Source organism: Pedococcus sp. P2_F6 (genome assembly GCF_056403675.1).
Genome location: NZ_JBFUEZ010000003.1, coordinates 200,725 through 216,155 on the forward strand (window position 1 = coordinate 200,725; position 15,431 = coordinate 216,155).

General features: G+C 70.6%; 16 protein-coding genes. 7 read left to right on the forward strand and 9 right to left on the reverse strand.

The window, feature by feature from the left end; all coding sequences use genetic code 11:
• Positions 1-18 precede the first annotated feature (18 nt).
• Positions 19-492, forward strand: coding sequence for an aminoacyl-tRNA deacylase (locus tag AC1DWP_RS08925; protein WP_477614110.1), 474 nt, complete (start codon positions 19-21; stop codon positions 490-492).
• 76 nt (positions 493-568) lie between these two features.
• Here the strand turns inward: AC1DWP_RS08925 and hutU are convergent, their stop codons facing one another.
• The 7 genes from hutU to AC1DWP_RS08960 form a co-directional block, all read right to left on the reverse strand.
• Complete coding sequence (gene hutU, locus AC1DWP_RS08930; protein ID WP_477614111.1) at positions 569-2,224, reverse strand: urocanate hydratase; 1,656 nt, start codon at positions 2,222-2,224, stop codon at positions 569-571.
• A gap of 60 nt (positions 2,225-2,284) precedes the next feature.
• On the reverse strand, positions 2,285-3,850 hold the full coding sequence (hutH, locus tag AC1DWP_RS08935) for a histidine ammonia-lyase (protein WP_477614112.1): 1,566 nt from the start codon (positions 3,848-3,850) through the stop codon (positions 2,285-2,287).
• Positions 3,851-3,926: 76 nt separating this feature from the next.
• The gene (locus AC1DWP_RS08940) at positions 3,927-5,318 is read right to left on the reverse strand and encodes an aldehyde dehydrogenase family protein (RefSeq protein ID WP_477614113.1); all 1,392 of its coding nucleotides are present in this window, start codon (positions 5,316-5,318) and stop codon (positions 3,927-3,929) included.
• The gene (locus tag AC1DWP_RS08945; protein ID WP_477614114.1) at positions 5,315-5,749 is read right to left on the reverse strand and encodes a cupin domain-containing protein; all 435 of its coding nucleotides are present in this window, start codon (positions 5,747-5,749) and stop codon (positions 5,315-5,317) included. The genes AC1DWP_RS08940 and AC1DWP_RS08945 overlap by 4 nt, the downstream gene beginning before the upstream one ends.
• Complete coding sequence (locus AC1DWP_RS08950; protein WP_477614115.1) at positions 5,742-6,818, reverse strand: isocitrate/isopropylmalate dehydrogenase family protein; 1,077 nt, start codon at positions 6,816-6,818, stop codon at positions 5,742-5,744. The genes AC1DWP_RS08945 and AC1DWP_RS08950 overlap by 8 nt, the downstream gene beginning before the upstream one ends.
• On the reverse strand, positions 6,815-7,129 hold the full coding sequence (locus AC1DWP_RS08955; RefSeq protein WP_477614116.1) for a putative quinol monooxygenase: 315 nt from the start codon (positions 7,127-7,129) through the stop codon (positions 6,815-6,817). Before AC1DWP_RS08955 ends, AC1DWP_RS08950 begins: the two co-directional genes overlap by 4 nt.
• Positions 7,126-8,253: an Ldh family oxidoreductase gene (locus AC1DWP_RS08960; RefSeq protein WP_477614117.1), complete on the reverse strand. Its 1,128-nt coding sequence runs from the start codon at positions 8,251-8,253 to the stop codon at positions 7,126-7,128. The genes AC1DWP_RS08955 and AC1DWP_RS08960 overlap by 4 nt, the downstream gene beginning before the upstream one ends.
• A gap of 82 nt (positions 8,254-8,335) precedes the next feature.
• Between AC1DWP_RS08960 and AC1DWP_RS08965 the strand changes: the two genes are divergently transcribed.
• Positions 8,336-9,001 carry a GntR family transcriptional regulator gene (locus tag AC1DWP_RS08965; protein ID WP_477614118.1) on the forward strand — a complete coding sequence of 222 codons (666 nt, stop codon included), beginning with the start codon at positions 8,336-8,338 and terminating at the stop codon, positions 8,999-9,001.
• Positions 9,002-9,024: 23 nt separating this feature from the next.
• Here the strand turns inward: AC1DWP_RS08965 and AC1DWP_RS08970 are convergent, their stop codons facing one another.
• Both AC1DWP_RS08970 and AC1DWP_RS08975 read right to left on the reverse strand, forming a co-directional pair.
• Entirely contained in the window at positions 9,025-9,699 is a 675-nt protein-coding gene (locus AC1DWP_RS08970) for a response regulator (RefSeq protein ID WP_477614119.1), read from the reverse strand.
• On the reverse strand, positions 9,696-11,333 hold the full coding sequence (locus tag AC1DWP_RS08975; RefSeq protein WP_477614120.1) for a sensor histidine kinase: 1,638 nt from the start codon (positions 11,331-11,333) through the stop codon (positions 9,696-9,698). Before AC1DWP_RS08975 ends, AC1DWP_RS08970 begins: the two co-directional genes overlap by 4 nt.
• A gap of 144 nt (positions 11,334-11,477) precedes the next feature.
• Here AC1DWP_RS08975 and AC1DWP_RS08980 point away from each other — a divergent pair, with 144 nt between their 5' ends.
• The 5 genes from AC1DWP_RS08980 to rraA are packed head-to-tail and all read left to right on the forward strand — an operon-like array spanning position 11,478 to position 15,421.
• Positions 11,478-12,482 (forward strand): Bug family tripartite tricarboxylate transporter substrate binding protein, encoded by a 1,005-nt coding sequence (locus tag AC1DWP_RS08980; protein WP_477614121.1) that lies wholly within the window; start codon positions 11,478-11,480, stop codon positions 12,480-12,482.
• Positions 12,482-12,988, forward strand: coding sequence for a tripartite tricarboxylate transporter TctB family protein (locus tag AC1DWP_RS08985; RefSeq protein ID WP_477614122.1), 507 nt, complete (start codon positions 12,482-12,484; stop codon positions 12,986-12,988). The genes AC1DWP_RS08980 and AC1DWP_RS08985 overlap by 1 nt, the downstream gene beginning before the upstream one ends.
• Positions 12,988-14,547, forward strand: a complete 1,560-nt coding sequence (locus tag AC1DWP_RS08990; protein WP_477614123.1) for a tripartite tricarboxylate transporter permease — start codon at positions 12,988-12,990, stop codon at positions 14,545-14,547. Before AC1DWP_RS08985 ends, AC1DWP_RS08990 begins: the two co-directional genes overlap by 1 nt.
• Positions 14,548-14,549: 2 nt before the next feature.
• Complete coding sequence (locus AC1DWP_RS08995; protein WP_477614124.1) at positions 14,550-14,948, forward strand: universal stress protein; 399 nt, start codon at positions 14,550-14,552, stop codon at positions 14,946-14,948.
• Positions 14,948-15,421 carry a ribonuclease E activity regulator RraA gene (gene rraA / locus AC1DWP_RS09000; RefSeq protein WP_477614125.1) on the forward strand — a complete coding sequence of 158 codons (474 nt, stop codon included), beginning with the start codon at positions 14,948-14,950 and terminating at the stop codon, positions 15,419-15,421. Before AC1DWP_RS08995 ends, rraA begins: the two co-directional genes overlap by 1 nt.
• The last annotated feature ends 10 nt before the right edge of the window (positions 15,422-15,431 follow it).

A 15,431-nucleotide genomic window follows, 5' to 3' on the forward strand; every position in this document is an offset into this window, starting at 1 on the left:
GGCGGCTAGGCTTTCGGCGTGAGTGACGACGGCGCGGCGCGGGCGGCGGAAGCCCTGGCCGCAAGCGGCATCGAGCACACCATCACGCGCCACGGCCGGGTCAACTCGCTGGAGGAGGCGGCCGCGGCACGGGGCGTTCAACCGGGCGACATCATCAAGACCCTCGTGGTGCGGCGGGCGGAGGACGACTACCTCTTCGTGCTCGTGCCGGGTGGTCGTGAGATCTCGTGGCCCAAGCTGCGCGCCCTGCTGGGCGTCAACCGGATGTCGATGCCGGACGCCGCCACCGCCAAGGACGTGACCGGCTACGAGCGCGGGACCATCACGCCGTTCGGCTCGCTGACGGCGTGGCCCGTCGTGGCGGACGCCTCCGTGGCCGGACGCCTCATCTCCATCGGGGCGGGTGCCCACGGCGTCGCCGCGACCGCGCAGGCCGACGACGTGGTCGCCGCCCTGGGTGCCCAGGTCGCCGACGTCACCGACCCGGCCTGAACCCCCGCCTGGACCCACCCCCAACGCGAGGTATGCCGGGTGGTGACCACCCGGCACACCTCGCGTTGGTGCGAGATCAGCTCTCGCGCATGGGGATCCGCACGCCCTGCTCCCGGGCAGTGCGCTCGGCGATGTCGTAGCCGGCGTCGACGTGGCGGATGACGCCCATCGCCGGGTCGTTCGTGAGGACGCGGGCCAGCTTCTGCGCCGCGAGCTCCGTGCCGTCCGCGAGCGAGACCTGGCCGGCGTGCAGGGAGCGACCGATGCCGACGCCGCCACCGTGGTGGATCGAGACCCACGAGGCGCCGGAAGAGGTGTTGACGAGGGCGTTGAGCAGCGGCCAGTCCGCGATGGCGTCGGAGCCGTCGAGCATGGCCTCGGTCTCGCGGTAGGGGCTGGCCACCGAACCCGTGTCGAGGTGGTCGCGCCCGATGACGATGGGGGCGCTCACTGCTCCCGTGCGGACGAGCTCGTTGAACGCCAGACCCGCCTTGTCGCGCTCCCCCTGGCCGAGCCAGCAGATGCGGGCAGGCAGACCCTGGAAGGCGATCCGGTCCTGGGCGCCGCGGATCCACTTGTGCAGCCGGTCGTTGTCGGGGAACAGGTCGAGGACGGCCTTGTCCGTCGCCGCGATGTCTTTGGGGTCGCCTGACAGGGCCACCCAGCGGAAGGGGCCCTTGCCCTCGCAGAACAGCGGCCTGATGTAGGCCGGCACGAACCCGGGGAACTCGAAGGCGCGCTCGTAGCCGCCCTGCCGCGCTTCGTCGCGGATCGAGTTGCCGTAGTCGAAGACCTCGGCCCCTGCGTCCTGGAACTCCACCATCGCCTGGACGTGCTTGGCCATCGACTCGCGCGCGCGGTCGGTGAACTCCTCGGGTTTCTTCTCGGCGTACTCGTGCCAGTCGCCCACCTCGATCCCCTCGGGGAGGTAGGACAGCGGGTCGTGCGCAGACGTCTGGTCGGTGACGATGTCGATCGGCACCCCGCGACGCAGCAGCTCGGGGAAGATCTCGGCGGCGTTCCCGACCACACCCACCGACCAGGCGCGCCGCTCGTTCTTGGCGGCGACGGCCTTGTCGATCGCCTCGTCCAGCGACGAGGCGACCTCGTCGAGGTAGCGGTGCTCGACCCGGCGCCGGAGCCGCGACTCGTCGACGTCGACGATGAGGCAGGCGCCCTCGTTCATCGTGACGGCGAGCGGCTGCGCGCCGCCCATGCCACCGCAACCGCCGGTGAGGGTGAGGGTGCCGGCGAGCGTTCCGCCGAAACGCTTCTCGGCGATCGCGGCGAACGTCTCGTAGGTCCCCTGCACGATGCCCTGGGTCCCGATGTAGATCCACGAGCCCGCGGTCATCTGCCCGTACATCGTCAGCCCGAGGTGCTCGAGCCGCCGGAACTCCGGCCAGGTCGCCCAGTCGCCGACGAGGTTGGAGTTGGCGATGAGCACGCGCGGCGCCCACTCGTGGGTCTGCATGACGCCGACCGGACGACCGCTCTGCACGAGCATCGTCTCGTCCTGCTTGAGCGTGGTCAGGGTGCGGACCATGGCGTCGAACGACTTCCAGTCACGCGCAGCTCGGCCGGTGCCGCCGTAGACGACGAGGTCGTCGGGACGCTCGGCGTTCTCGGGGTCGAGGTTGTTCATCAGCATGCGCATCGGGGCCTCGGCCCCCCAGTGCTGGGCGGTGAGCTGCGAGCCGCGGGGTGAGCGGACGGGGCGGGCGCCTTCCATGTCGTTCTCCTTCAGTGCCTTGGTCAGACGGTTCAGTGACGAGCGGGGTATGCCGTGGTGTCAGTTGAGGGGGCCGGTGACCGACTCTGCCGCTGCGACGGCCGCGCCGCTCGCGACGAGCTGGACGGCCACCTCGATCTCAGGGGCCAGGAAGCGGTCGGTACCCGGTGCGGGGGCGCCCGCGTCGCGGAGCGCCTTGACCACGGCCCCGGTGGCCGGTGCCGGGGTCAGGGGGGCGCGGAGGTCGATGGCGCGAGCGGCCGTCAGCAGCTCGACCGCGAGGACGCGGGTCAGCCCGTCCACCGAGCGACGGAGCTTGCGGGCCGCGGACCAGCCCATCGACACGTGGTCCTCCTGCATCGCCGAGCTCGGGATCGAGTCGACCGAGGCGGGCACCGCCAGGCGCTTCATCTCGGACACGATCGCCGCCTGGGTGTACTGCGCGATCATGTGGCCGCTGTCGACACCGGGGTCGTCCGCGAGGAAGGCGTTGAGCCCGTGGTTGCGCGACACGTCGAGGAACCGGTCGGTCCTCCGCTCCGAGATCGAGGCCAGGTCGGCGGCGACGATCGCGAGGAAGTCGAGGACGTATGCGACCGGCGCCCCGTGGAAGTTGCCGTTGGACTCGACCCGGCCGTCCGGCGTGACGACGGGGTTGTCGACCGCGGAGGCGAGCTCGAAGCCCGCCACCGTCGCGGCATACTCCACGGTGTCGCGGACCGCGCCCGCAACCTGCGGTGAACAGCGCAGCGAGTAGGCGTCCTGGACGCGCGTGCAAGCCTCGGGGTCGCGGTGGCTGTCGCGGATCCCGCTGTCCTGCATCATCTTTCGCAGGTTCTCGGCGGACCTGGCCTGGCCCGGCTGCGGGCGCAGCGCGTGGAGGTCCGCCGCGAAGACGTCGTCGGTCCCGAGCTGGCCCTCGACGCTCATCGCGGCCGAGATGTCGGCGGTCTTGAGCAGTGAGCGCAGGTCGGTGATGGCGAGCACGAGCATGCCGAGCATGCCGTCGGTGCCGTTGATGAGGGCCAAGCCCTCCTTCTCACGCAGCTCGACCGGGGTGATGCCGGCGGCGGCGAAAGCCGCGGCCGTGTCCATCTTCTCCCCGTCCGCGTCACGCACGACTCCCTCGCCCATGAGGGCGAGCGCACAGTGGGACAGCGGCGCGAGGTCGCCCGAACAGCCCAGCGAGCCGTACTCGTGGACGACCGGGGTGATGCCGGCGTTGAGCATCGCGACGTAGGTCTGCAGGGTCTCCTCGCGGATGCCGGTGCGCCCGGTCGCAAGCGTGGAGATGCGCAGCAGCATCAGCGCGCGAACCACCTCGCGCTCGACCTCGGCGCCCGACCCAGCGGCGTGCGAGCGCACCAGCGAGCGCTGGAGCTGGGCGCGCAGCTCGACCGGGATGTGCCGCGTCGCCAGCGCACCGAACCCGGTGGAGACGCCGTAGTGCGCGACCGTGTCGTCGGCGAGCGCCTCGATCACCTCGCGGGTGCGGCGCACCTCCGCCAGCGACTCATGGGAGATCTCGACCCTGGCGTCGTGCCGGGCGACCGCGACGACGTCGTCGAACGAGACGGGCCCGGTCCCGACGGTGACGGTCGGAGTTGAGGTGACAGTGGTGGTCATGCCTCCATTGCAGCGGAGGTATGCCGCGTGCGCGCCCTGCGCAGGCGGCATACCGTCTCGGATGCGAGACGATGGGTCAGGCGGACACCCAGTAGGTGCGCTGGTTGGTGAACTCGAGGATCCCCGCGTCGGCCAGCTCACGGCCGTAACCGCTGCGCTTGGTGCCCCCGAAGGGGACCCGGGGGTCGGAAGCGACCACCGCGTTGATGAACGCCGCACCCGAGGTGACCTGTCGCGCGACGGCAACGGCCCGCTCGGGGGAGCGGCTCCAGACGCTGAGGCCCAGTCCGTAAGGGGTCGCGTTGGCGAGCCGGATCGCGTCGGCCTCGTCGGAAGCCACCGCGACGGCCGCGACCGGACCAAAGGTCTCCTCGTCGAACGCCGGCATCCCGGGACCTGCGTGGAGCAGCACGGTGGGTGCGTAGAAGTAGCCCGCGCCGTCGACGCTGTGCCCGCCGGCAGCCAGGGTCGCCCCTGCGGTCACCGACAGGTCGACCTGTCGCTGCAGGGCGTCGCGCAGGTCCGAGCGGGCCAGCGGCCCGACCGTCGTGGTGGGGTCGGTGGGGTCGCCGACGACCAGCGCCCGCACGCCCGCGAGGAACAACCGGGTGAACTCCTCGGCGACCGGCGCCTCGACGATGAACCGTTTCGCGCAGACGCAGCTCTGGCCCGAGTTGGTGAACCTGGCGCCGACGGCAGCCGCCGCCGCTGCGGGCACGTCCGCGTCGGCGAGGACGACGAACGCGTCCGACCCACCGAGCTCGAGGACCGACCTCTTGGACGCGCGACCCGCGGCCGCGCCCACCATCTCACCCGCTCGGTTGCTGCCGGTCAGGGTGACCGCGGCGATGCGTTCGTCCTCGATGAGCCGCCCGACGGTCGCGGGAACGTCCTCCTCGGCCACGACCAGGGTGGTGAACAGGTTGCTGGGGAACCCTGCCAGGACGAAGGCCTCGGCGAGGGCGAGGGCGGAGCCGGTGACGTTGGGCGAGTGCTTGAGCAGGACCCCGTTGCCAGCAGCCAGGGTAGGGATGGCGAAGCGCATCACCTGCCAGACGGGAAAGTTCCACGGCATCACGGCCAGCACCAGCCCCAGGGGTTCTGGTGACACGAAGGCGGAAACCCCTGCGGGCGAGTCGATCTCGACGTGGCGGGGCGCCAGGATCGAGGCCGCCTGACTCGCGTAGTAGTCGGCGGTGACCGCTGACTTCTCGACCTCGCCGCGGGCCTGGGCCAGCGGCTTGCCCATCTCGGAGGTGACGAGCGAGGCATACCTCTCGGCATCGGCGCGGAGGTGTGCCGCGAGCCGGACGAGCAGCTCTGCGCGGTCTGCCACCGCCATCTGGCCCCAGGCACGGGCTGCGGCGGCGCCGGCGACCAGCGCCTTCTCGATGTCGTCGGCCCCCATCGAGTCGTAGCTTTCGAGGACCCTCCCGTCGGCGGGGTTGACCGTCGTGATCGTGGTCATGGCGTGCTCAGGCCGCCCCGGTCGCTCTCCGACAGGTGCTCGAACGTCTCACCGGTGGCGGTGATCGTCCGGGTCACGTCGCGACCGCCGTAGACCCAGTAGATGCGCATCGGCCCGGCGCCGCGGTTGTAGAAGCGGTGCGGGATGCCGGCCGGCACCCACGTGGCTTCGCCGGCGACGAGGTCGAACCGCTCGTCACCGATCTCGGCAACGGCCTCGCCCTCGAGGACCAGGACGGACTCCTCGACGTTGTGGCTGTGCAGCGGCAGGCCGGTGCCGGGCTGGAACTGGGTCTGGCCGGTGGTGATCCTGTTGGCCTCGCAGTTCCACTTCCCGACGTACGGGACCGTCACGACGCCGTTGCCACGGTCGAAGGGCCGCACCTCGTCGGGGCGGATGAGCAGGGTCGGGGCCAGAGGCTGGTCAGGCATGGGAGGGCTCCTGGGTCAGGGTGCCGACGAGGGCGCTGGTGAAGTCGTCGGTGCCGAGGGGGCCGCCGAGGTCGCGGGTGCGGGTGGCCGGGTCGGCGATGGTGGCGGTGACCGCGGCGTCGAGCAGTCGTCCTGCCTCGCGCAGCTCCGGCCTGCCGGATCGTGCGCCGTGCCAGTCGAGGAGCATCCCGGCCGAACGGATCAGCGAGGTGGGGTTGGCGCTGCCCTGCCCGGCGATGTCGGGCGCGGACCCGTGCTGGGCCTGCGCCACGCAGACCCCGTCCCCGGCGTTCACCGACCCACCGAGGCCGAGACTGCCGCAGAGCTCGGAGGCCTCGTCGCTGAGGATGTCGCCGAACATGTTGGTGGTCACGAGCACGTCGAACGACCCGGGGTCGCGGATCAGCCTGGCCGCGGCAGCGTCGACGATTAGCTCGCGCAGCTCGACGTCGGGGAAGTCGGACGCGACCTCCCGCACCGAGCGCAGGAACAGCCCGTCCGACAGCTTGAGCACGTTCGCCTTGTGCACCGCGGTCACGTGACCCCGGCGGGTGCGCGCCAGCTCGAAGGCTGCGCGAGCCACGCGTCGCGAGGCTGGGGCGGTGATCTTGCGGATCGCGAACGCGGAGTCCTCGTCGGGCATGAACTCGCCGCTGCCGGCATACATGCTGCGGTCGGAGTAGAAGCCCTCGGTGTTCTCCCGCACGATGACCAGGTCCATCGGGGTGCGCAGCACGCTCAGGCCGTCGACCGACCGGCACGGGCGGATGTTGGCGTACAGCGCGAAGCGGGTCCGCAGCTCCGCGCTGGGGTTGATGCCACCCTGCTCCCGCGCCGGGTAGTCGTAGTGCGAGACCGGTCCGAGGACGGTGCCGTCGACCTCGGTCACCCGCTGCAGGACGTCGTCCGGCAGGGTCGTGCCGACCGACTCCAGCGAGGCCAGCCCGATGTCACGGTGCTCCAGCTCGAGCCCCAGACCCAGCCGGCGATCGAGGGCGAGCAGGACCTCGACGGTCGCCCGGGTGATCTCGGGGCCGATGCCGTCCCCCGGCAGGACGAGGATCCTCACAGCTCGCTCCCGTCGTGGTGGAACCGTCGTGTGGCGAGGGTGTTGACCTGGCTGCCCGGCACCACGCACCGGCTCGCGGCCGCGCGCCAGTCGGCGAAGTGCGGAGTCGCGCGGTGGGCGGCCACTGCGTCGTCGTCGGCGTAGACCTCGTAGAACACGAAGTGGTGGTCGTCGGTGACGTCCTGGGTCACGTCGAAGTAGAGACACCCCGGCTCGTCGGCGAAGGTGCGCTCGGCGTTCACGGCGATGGCGGCGACGAACTCGTCGAGCCTCGCCGGGACGACGTCGAGGGAGACGACGAGGGCGATCATGCGGGGACCTCCGGTCCGTCAGGGGCGGTCGGGTTGGCGGCGAGTGGGGCGGGGAGGGCGATGCCCGCCTCCCGCCCGAGCGCTGCGAGCGCTTCGGTCGTGCCATCGGCCAGGGGTATGCCGTCGGCGGAGAGCCGGCGCCGGCTGCGGTCCTCCAGCTCACCGGGGACGAGGATCTCGTCCGCCCACGTCGCGAGGGCCCCACCGCGGGTCTGGTCGACCAACGCCTCGATGCGGGCCGAGAACTCGTCCGGGTCGGACACCGCGGCCACGTCGATGGTGATGAGGAGGTGCCCGGCGCCGCTGCGACGCTCCGGGTCGTAGGGGCCCGCGACGCCGTCACCGAACGCGCTGCCCGTGAGCACCCCCGCCAGCACGTCCATCATGAACGAGATGACGTAGCCCTTGGGGCCGGCCATCGGCAGGATCAGGCCCGCGATCGCCGCCGCAGGGTCGGTCGTGGGCGCGCCATCGCTGTCGGCGGCCCAGCCCTGGGGGATCTCCTCGCCACGCTCGGCAGCCAGGTAGACCTTGCCGCGGGCGACCGCCGTGTTGGCCAGGTCCATGACGACCACGCCATGACGACCTGCGGGGGCGGCGATGGACCAAGGGTTCGTGCCGATGCTCTTCGCGGTCCCGCCCCAGGGCGCCATCGCAGGGCTGGCGTTGGTGACCAGCAGGGCGACACAGCCGGCCTCGGCCGCCTGTCGGGTGAAGTACGCCGCCGTGCCGAAGTGTCCGGAGTTGCGGACCGCGACCCCGCTGATGCCGTGCTCCCGGGCGAGCTCGATCCCCAGGTCGACCGCCCGCTGCGTGATGACCTGGCCGATGCCGTGCCGTCCGTCGAGCACGACCACGGCGCCACCGTCCCGCGCCACGTCCGGGGCGGTGACCGCCGCCATCGCTCCGCTGCGCAGCCGCGTGAGGTACCAGGGCAGTCGGAGCATCCCGTGCGAGGCGTGGCCCCACAGCTCTGCGGTGACGAGGGAGTCGGCCAGGAGCGCGGCGTCGGTGTCGGGCACTCCGTCGGCGTGCAGGAGGCGGGTCGCGAAGTCAGCGAGGTCCGTGGCCGCGAAGCTGGCCCCTCGAGGGGCAGCGCCTCCGGCGGGCTCGGGCTGGGTCACGTGGGGCTCCTTGGTGGGACTGTGCGAGACTGGGTGAACGAAAGCATACTTGTATACAAGTGTGCAAGATGGGAGAGACCAGATGGTGGATCGTCCACGCCGGGCGTCCGGCGGACAGCTCGTCTACAGCGAGCTGCGCCGCCAGATCCTCGACCTCGAGCTCAAGCCTGGAGAGCGGCTCTACGAGCCAGAGCTGGCCGCCCGGATGCAGGTGAGTCGCACGCCCCTGCGCGAGGCGCTGCGGTTGCTGCTCGCCGAGGACCTGCTCGACCAGCTGCCCACCGGCGGGATGGTGGTCCGGCTGTTGAGCGCCCGCGAGATCGAGGAGCTCTACTCGGTGCGCGCCGCGCTGGAGGGCCTGATGGCCGCCGAGGCCGCGGCCCGCCTCGACGACGAGGGCGCAGCCACGTTGCGTCGACTGGTGGACCGCAACGAGAAGCTCGTCGACCTGCCCAGCGATGCGATGAACGCGGGACACGACTTCCACCTGGCGATCGGCGCGATCGCAGGGCACGAGTGGGCCTCTCGGCTGCACGGCCAGGTCGACGGGCAGATGGCGCGCTACCGCGCGTTCACCAACCAGTCCCAGGAACGCCGGACCACTGCCCTGCGCGAGCACCAGGACATCCTCGAGGCCCTGGTGGCCCGGGACCCCGTCCGCGCCCACGCCGTTGCCGAGGCGCACGTGCTCGCGGCGCGCGACACCGCGCTCAGCGCCATCTCAGACCGGCTCGAGCAGTCCGGCTGACCTGCCGCGGCCGGTCCACGGCGTCAGCGAATCCGGTAGCGCCGCTCGGGCCTCCCGGCCGCGCCGTACCTCGGGCGCATCTCGGCCGTGCCGACCGACACGAGGTGCTCGAGGTAGCGCCGGGTGCTGCTGCGGGACAGGCCCGTCGACTCGGCACACTCCGTCGCCGACAGCCCGTCCTCGTCGGCCGCCTCGAGCGCCTGGCGCACCAGGTCCGTCGTCTCCGGGCTGATGCCCTTGGGTGAGCCTCCCACCAGGCGGGCCCCGCTCGCCCGGAACACCCGGTCGACGTCGTCCTGACCCGCCTCGGTGAGCTCGGCGAGCTCAGCCCGGTGCACGGCATACTCCCCGAGTCGTTGCTGGAGGGACTCGATCTCGAACGGTTTGACGAGGTACTGGAAAACCCCGCCACGCAAGGCGGTTCGCAAGGTGTCGAGGTCGCGCGCGGCACTGATCACGATGACGTCGACGTCCTCGCCGCTCCCCTCGCGGAGGCGCGCCAGCACCTCCAGCCCGGTCATGTCGGGGAGGTAGATGTCGAGCAGGACCAGGTCGGGCCGGGTCACCTCGACCGCCCGGAGGGCGTCGGTGCCCGTGCTGGCAATGCCCGCGACCTCGAAGCCCGGCTGCCTCGCCACGACGCTGGAGTGCAGCCGCGCCACCATGAAGTCGTCGTCGACGACCAGCACCCTGATCACGATGCCTCCTGGTGCACCAGCACGGGCAGCGTGGCGACGAAGACCGCGCCCTCGTCGTTGGTGACGATGATGTCCCCGCCGCGATTGCGACAGATGAGCCGCACGATCGCCAGTCCGATGCCGCGCTCCTGCGCCGTCGTCGTGGACTTCGTGCTGAACCCCCGGGTGAAGACCAGCTCACCGATCGTGGAGTCGATGCCCGGGCCACTGTCGCGCACGGTCACGGTCATCGCGTCGCCGGAGTGCGAAAGAGTCACTTGCACAACGGGATCGGCGCCACCACCGGCGGCCGCGTCGAAGGCGTTGTCGATGAGGTTGCCCATCACGGTGTTGACGTCCGCCGCCAGCGCGTCGTCGAGAGGGGGCACGTTGCTGGTGGCGTCGACGACCAGCTCGACGCCGCGCTCCGCCGCCTGGCTGGCCTTGGCGATGAGCAGGGCGGCAACCGCCGGATCCTGCACGTGCGCAGCGACATTGGTCGTCAGGGTGCTCGAGTCGTCGGTGATCTGCCGGATGTAGCTGCGCACCCCGTCGAACTCCTCCAGCGCGATCAGACCACTCACGACGTGCATCCGGTTGCTGAACTCGTGGGCCTGCGCCCGCAACGTGTCCGTGGTGCTCTTGGTCAGGTCGAGCTCGCGCTGGAGCTCGAGCATCTCGGTGCGGTCGCGCATCGTGGCCACCCAGCCGATGTGCCTGCCACGGCTGGTGACCGGCATCCGGTTCACGGTGAGCACCCTGCCACGGACCGGCATGACATGGTCGGTGAGCTCGGTCCCGTCGTCGAAGATCTGGTCAGCCCGCCCCGTGCCGTCCACCTCCGCGAGGGTCCGCCCCCCGGACGTGAGGGGTATGCCGAGCAGGTGCGCCGCTTCGTCGTTGACCATGGTGATGCGGTGGTCGAGGTCGACCGCGAGCACGCCTTCCTTGATGCCGTGCAGGAGGGCTTCGCGCTGCTCGACGAGTCCGGCGATCTCGCGTGGTTCGAGCCCCAGGGTCTGGCGCTTCACGCGCCCGGCGAGGAGCAGCGAACCCACCACCCCGAGCAGGCTCGCGATCCCCAGGTAGGTCAGCAGGTTGGGCAGGGCGGTCTCGAAGTTGTCGAGGATCGAGGGATAGGCGCGGACGACCGCCACCACACCGTCGGTCTCACGGGTGTCGACGTTGATGATCGGGGCCATCGCGAGTGCCGCTCCCGTGCCCTTCTGCGCACCGACCCACGACCGCCCCTCGAAGGCGTCGGTCGGCTGCAGGTACATGGCCCTCCGCGGAAGCGCGTCGCTGGAGGCAATGACCCGCCGGTCCCTGAGCGCGAGCAGCACCGTGGTCGAGCTCGAGAAGGTGCGCCCCGACTCGACCACCGACTGGGCCTGGCCCAGGAAGTCCTCACCGCCCGATGCCGCGGCCTCCCGCACTCCAGCGGTGACCGCCAGGCGTTCCGCGACGGCAAGGGCCCGGCTTCCCTCGGTCTCGCGGGCGCGGGCGTCGGACTGGGCCAGGGAGACCGCGGCCACTCCGACGAGGACGACGCACACGATGGCCAGCTGCATCGCCAGCATGCGGCTGGCGAGCGTCCAGCGCCGCCGCCAGGGCCAGCGCCGTCGGGCCAGCCACGCGCGCCATCGATCGTCCACGGCTCGATTGTGTCTGGGCTGCCTGCGTCCGACCAGCACCGCGTGAGCACAAAGGACAAAACAGAGTTTGCGCACCTAACCGTGACACCGCGATCGAGGCCGGGCACGGTGTGCTTCGAACCCCCTCAGACAAAGGAGTCTCCCGTGCAAGTACGGACCCCCCTCAAGGTCGTGGCAGCCGCCACGGTCGCCGGTCTCGCCCTGAGCGCCTGTGGCGTGAGCGGCGACGACTCGTCAACCGAGACGAGCAGCTCCTCTGGCCCCGTCAAGGGGCTGCGCATCCTCGTACCGAACTCACCCGGCAGCGGCTACGACACCACCGCCCGCCTCGCGGCCAAGGCCATGCAGGACGCCAAGCTCAGCGAGACGATCGAGGTCTTCAACTCGGCAGGCGCCGGCGGCACCGTCGGTCTGCAGCGCCTCGTCAACGAGAAGGGCCACGACGACATCCTCATGCAGATGGGGCTCGGGGTCGTGGGCGCCGTCTACACGAACAAGTCGAAGGCCACGCTCAACGACACCGTCCCGATCGCCAAGCTGATCGAGGAGTCCGAGGCGATCGTCGTGCCGAAGGGCTCCCCCTACGACACCCTCGACAAGCTCGTCGCGGCGTGGAAGGCCAACCCGGGCAAGGTCCCCGTCGGTGGTGCCTCCAACGCCGGTGGCCCCGACCACCTGACCCCGATGCTCCTCGCCAAGGCCGTGGGCATCACCCCGAAGGACGTCAACTACGTGGCGTACGACGGTGGTGGCGAGCTGCTCACCGGGGTCCTCGGCAAGAAGGTCGCCTTCGCGGCGACCGGCATCGGCGAGGTCGCCGAGCAGGCGAAGTCCGGCGACGTGAAGATCCTTGCCGTCACCAGTGCCAAGCCCGTGGAGGGCGTGGACGCTCCCACCCTCAAGAGCCTCGGTGTCGACATGGAGTTCACCAACTGGCGCGGCATCGTGGGTCCCCCCGGGCTCAGCGACGCCAAGACCAAGGAGTACGTCGCCCTGCTGACCAAGATGCACGCTACCGACCAGTGGAAGAAGACCTTGGCCGACCAGGGCTGGACGGACTCCTTCCAGACCGGTGACGAGTTCAAGACCTTCCTCACCGCGCAGAACGACAGCGTCGCCGGCGTTCTCAAGGAACTGGGACTGGCCTGATGTCCAGCAGCCCGACTGCGGCAGAGAAGGGGGGCCGCTCCGAGTACGGGGTGGCCCTCCTCCTGCTGGGCCTCGGCGCCTGGGCGATCGTCGACGCGCTCGGGGTGACCGACACCGCGTCCCGTGGTCCCGTCAATGCCCGCACCGTTCCGATCGCGGTCGGGCTGCTGCTCATCCTGATGGCGGCCCTGCTCACCGTGGACCTGGTCCGTGGTGGGCGGGGTGAGGCCGAGGGTGGCGAGGACGTCGACCTCAGCCACGGCAGCGACTGGCGCACGATCGGCCTGCTCGTGGGCTCGTTCGCCGCCAACGCCCTGCTCATCGACCCGCTCGGCTGGCCGATCTCGGGGGCGATCCTGTTCTTCGGGACGACCTACGCCCTCGGTGCGCGGCACTACGTCCGCATGGCCCTGATCTCGATCGTGCTCTCGGTGGGATCCTGGTACCTCTTCTTCCTCGGCCTGGGCATCAAGCTCCCGGTCGGGCTGCTCAAGGGAATCCTCTGATGGACGGAATCAACGCCCTCATCGACGGCTTCGGCACCGCGCTGACGCCGACGAACCTCCTCTACGCCGTCATCGGCGTGGTCCTCGGCACCGCCATCGGCGTGCTCCCCGGCATCGGCCCGGCGATGACCATCGCCCTGCTGCTGCCGCTGACGTTCACGCTCGAGCCCACCCAGGCGTTCATCATGTTCGCGGGCATCTACTACGGCGGCATGTACGGCGGATCGACGACGTCGATCCTGCTCAACACGCCAGGCGAGAGCGCGTCGGTCATCACAGCGATCGAGGGCAACCTGATGGCCAAGAAGGGCAGGGGCGCAGCTGCCCTGGCCACGGCGGCGATCGGTTCCTTCATCGCGGGCACCATCGGCACCCTGGCCCTCGCCCTCGTCGCCCCCCAGATCGTCAAGCTCGCGATCCAGCTCGGTTCACCCGACTACTTCGCCATCATGATGTTGGCCTTCATCGCCGTGACCACGGTGCTGGGGTCGTCGAAGATCCGTGGCCTCGCCTCACTCGGCATCGGACTGCTCATCGGGACCGTCGGCATCGACCCGACCTCCGGCCAGCAGCGGCTGACCCTCGGCATCCCCCAGCTCGCCGACGGCATCGACGTCGTCGTGGTCGCCGTCGGCCTCTTCGCGGTCGGCGAGGCTCTCTGGATCGCCGCGCACCTGCGCCGCAACCCCGCCGAGATCATCCACGTCGACGGCGCCCGGATGAACCGCGAGGACTGGCGGCGCTCGTGGAAGCCCTGGCTGCGCGGCACCGTGATCGGCTTTCCCTTCGGTGCCATCCCCGCGGGTGGAGCGGAGATCCCGACCTTCCTGTCGTACGCGATGGAGAAGAAGCTCACGAAGCACCCCGAGGAGTTCGGTCACGGGGCCATCGAGGGCGTGGCCGGGCCCGAGGCGACCAACAACGCCTCGGCCGCCGGTGGCCTGGTGCCACTGCTGACCCTCGGCATCCCCACGACCGCGACGGCGGCGGTGATGCTCGGTGCGTTCCAGTCCTATGGCATCCAGCCCGGACCGCGCCTGCTCGACGACCAGTCGGAGCTGGTGTGGGGCCTGATCGCCTCGCTGTTCATCGGCAACACGATCCTGCTCGCCCTGAACCTGCCCCTCGCGACCATCTGGGCGCGGCTGCTCAACATCCCGCGCCCCTACCTCTACGCCGGCATCCTGTTCTTCGCCAGCATCGGGGCCTACGCCGCCAACACCTCGACCTTCGACCTGTGGCTGCTGCTCATCATCGGCGGTCTCGGGTTCTTCATGCGCCGCTTCGGCCTGCCCGTGGTCCCGGCCATCATCGCGATCATCCTCGGCCCGGTGGCTGAGGAGCAGCTGCGACGGGCACTGCAGATCAGCGACGGCGAGCTGTCCGGTCTGGTCAACACGCCCTTCTCCAAGATCGTCTACGTCATCGTCGTCCTCCTGCTCGTGGTCCCCGTGGTCATCGATCGCGTGCGGTCGCGGCGCGGTGGCGGCGACGGCGACAGGGGCATCCAGGACGTGTCCCCGCTCGGCCACCAGCACGCCAACCAGGAAGGGCAGTAGTCATGGCCATCGTCGTGGGTTTCGTCCCCCGTCCGGAGGGTCACGCAGCCCTCGACCGAGCGATCGAGGAAGCCAGGCTGCGCGGTGCCCGGCTGGTCGTCCTCAACGTCAGCCGGGGAGACGCCCTGGTCGACTCGAGGTTCGCGTCGTCCTCGGACTGGGACGCCGTGAAGGCCCAGCTCGAGGAGTCCGGGGTGGAGCACGAGGTTGCCCAGGCAGTCGAGGCCCGGGACCCGGCCGACCAGCTGCTGCGTGTCGCGGAGGAGACGAACGCCGAGCTCATCGTCATCGGGCTGCGGCGCCGGTCACCGGTCGGCAAGCTCATCATGGGCAGTGCCGCCCAGACCGTGCTGCTTGAGGCGGAGGCGCCGGTCCTGGCGGTCAAGGCGGCCAGGGACTGATGGCCTCGGTGTCCACCGCCGACCTCTACGACGAACATGGTGACGACCTGCAGTCCTGCTCGGTGCAGTTCCGTCACTACGGTGCCCACTCCTCCTTCGAGGGCGTGATCACCACGATCCGATGTCACCGCGACAACGCCATCGTGAAGTCCACGCTCACCGAGGACGGCTCCGGCCGGGTGCTCGTGGTCGACGGCGGCGGTTCGCTGGAGTCGGCGCTGATGGGAGACCTCATCGCTGCGAGCGCGGTCGCCAACGGTTGGGCGGGCGTGGTCATCCACGGCGCGGTCCGCGACGTGGTGGCGCTGCGTGAGCTCCCGCTCGGCGTCCTCGCCCTGGGGTCGAACCCGCGCAAGAGCGCCAAGGGCGGGGTCGGCGAACGCGACGTGGTCGTCAGCTTCGGCGGGGTCGACTTCGCCCCCGGCCAGCGACTCTTCGCCGACGAGGACGGAGTCCTGGCCACCCGCGCCTGACCGCGCGTCT

Excerpts from the sequence above, each read along its gene's own strand:
- hutH (WP_477614112.1), bottom strand. The coding sequence starts at position 3,850 with ATGACCACCACTGTCACCTCAACTCCGACCGTCACCGTCGGGACCGGG.
- AC1DWP_RS08945 (WP_477614114.1), bottom strand. The coding sequence starts at position 5,749 with ATGCCTGACCAGCCTCTGGCCCCGACCCTGCTCATCCGCCCCGACGAG.
- AC1DWP_RS08940 (WP_477614113.1), bottom strand. The coding sequence starts at position 5,318 with ATGACCACGATCACGACGGTCAACCCCGCCGACGGGAGGGTCCTCGAA.
- AC1DWP_RS08985 (WP_477614122.1), top strand. The coding sequence starts at position 12,482 with ATGTCCAGCAGCCCGACTGCGGCAGAGAAGGGGGGCCGCTCCGAGTAC.
- AC1DWP_RS08995 (WP_477614124.1), top strand. The coding sequence starts at position 14,550 with ATGGCCATCGTCGTGGGTTTCGTCCCCCGTCCGGAGGGTCACGCAGCC.
- rraA (WP_477614125.1), top strand. The coding sequence starts at position 14,948 with ATGGCCTCGGTGTCCACCGCCGACCTCTACGACGAACATGGTGACGAC.
- hutU (WP_477614111.1), bottom strand. The coding sequence starts at position 2,224 with ATGGAAGGCGCCCGCCCCGTCCGCTCACCCCGCGGCTCGCAGCTCACC.
- AC1DWP_RS08990 (WP_477614123.1), top strand. The coding sequence starts at position 12,988 with ATGGACGGAATCAACGCCCTCATCGACGGCTTCGGCACCGCGCTGACG.
- AC1DWP_RS08955 (WP_477614116.1), bottom strand. The coding sequence starts at position 7,129 with ATGATCGCCCTCGTCGTCTCCCTCGACGTCGTCCCGGCGAGGCTCGAC.
- AC1DWP_RS08965 (WP_477614118.1), top strand. The coding sequence starts at position 8,336 with ATGGTGGATCGTCCACGCCGGGCGTCCGGCGGACAGCTCGTCTACAGC.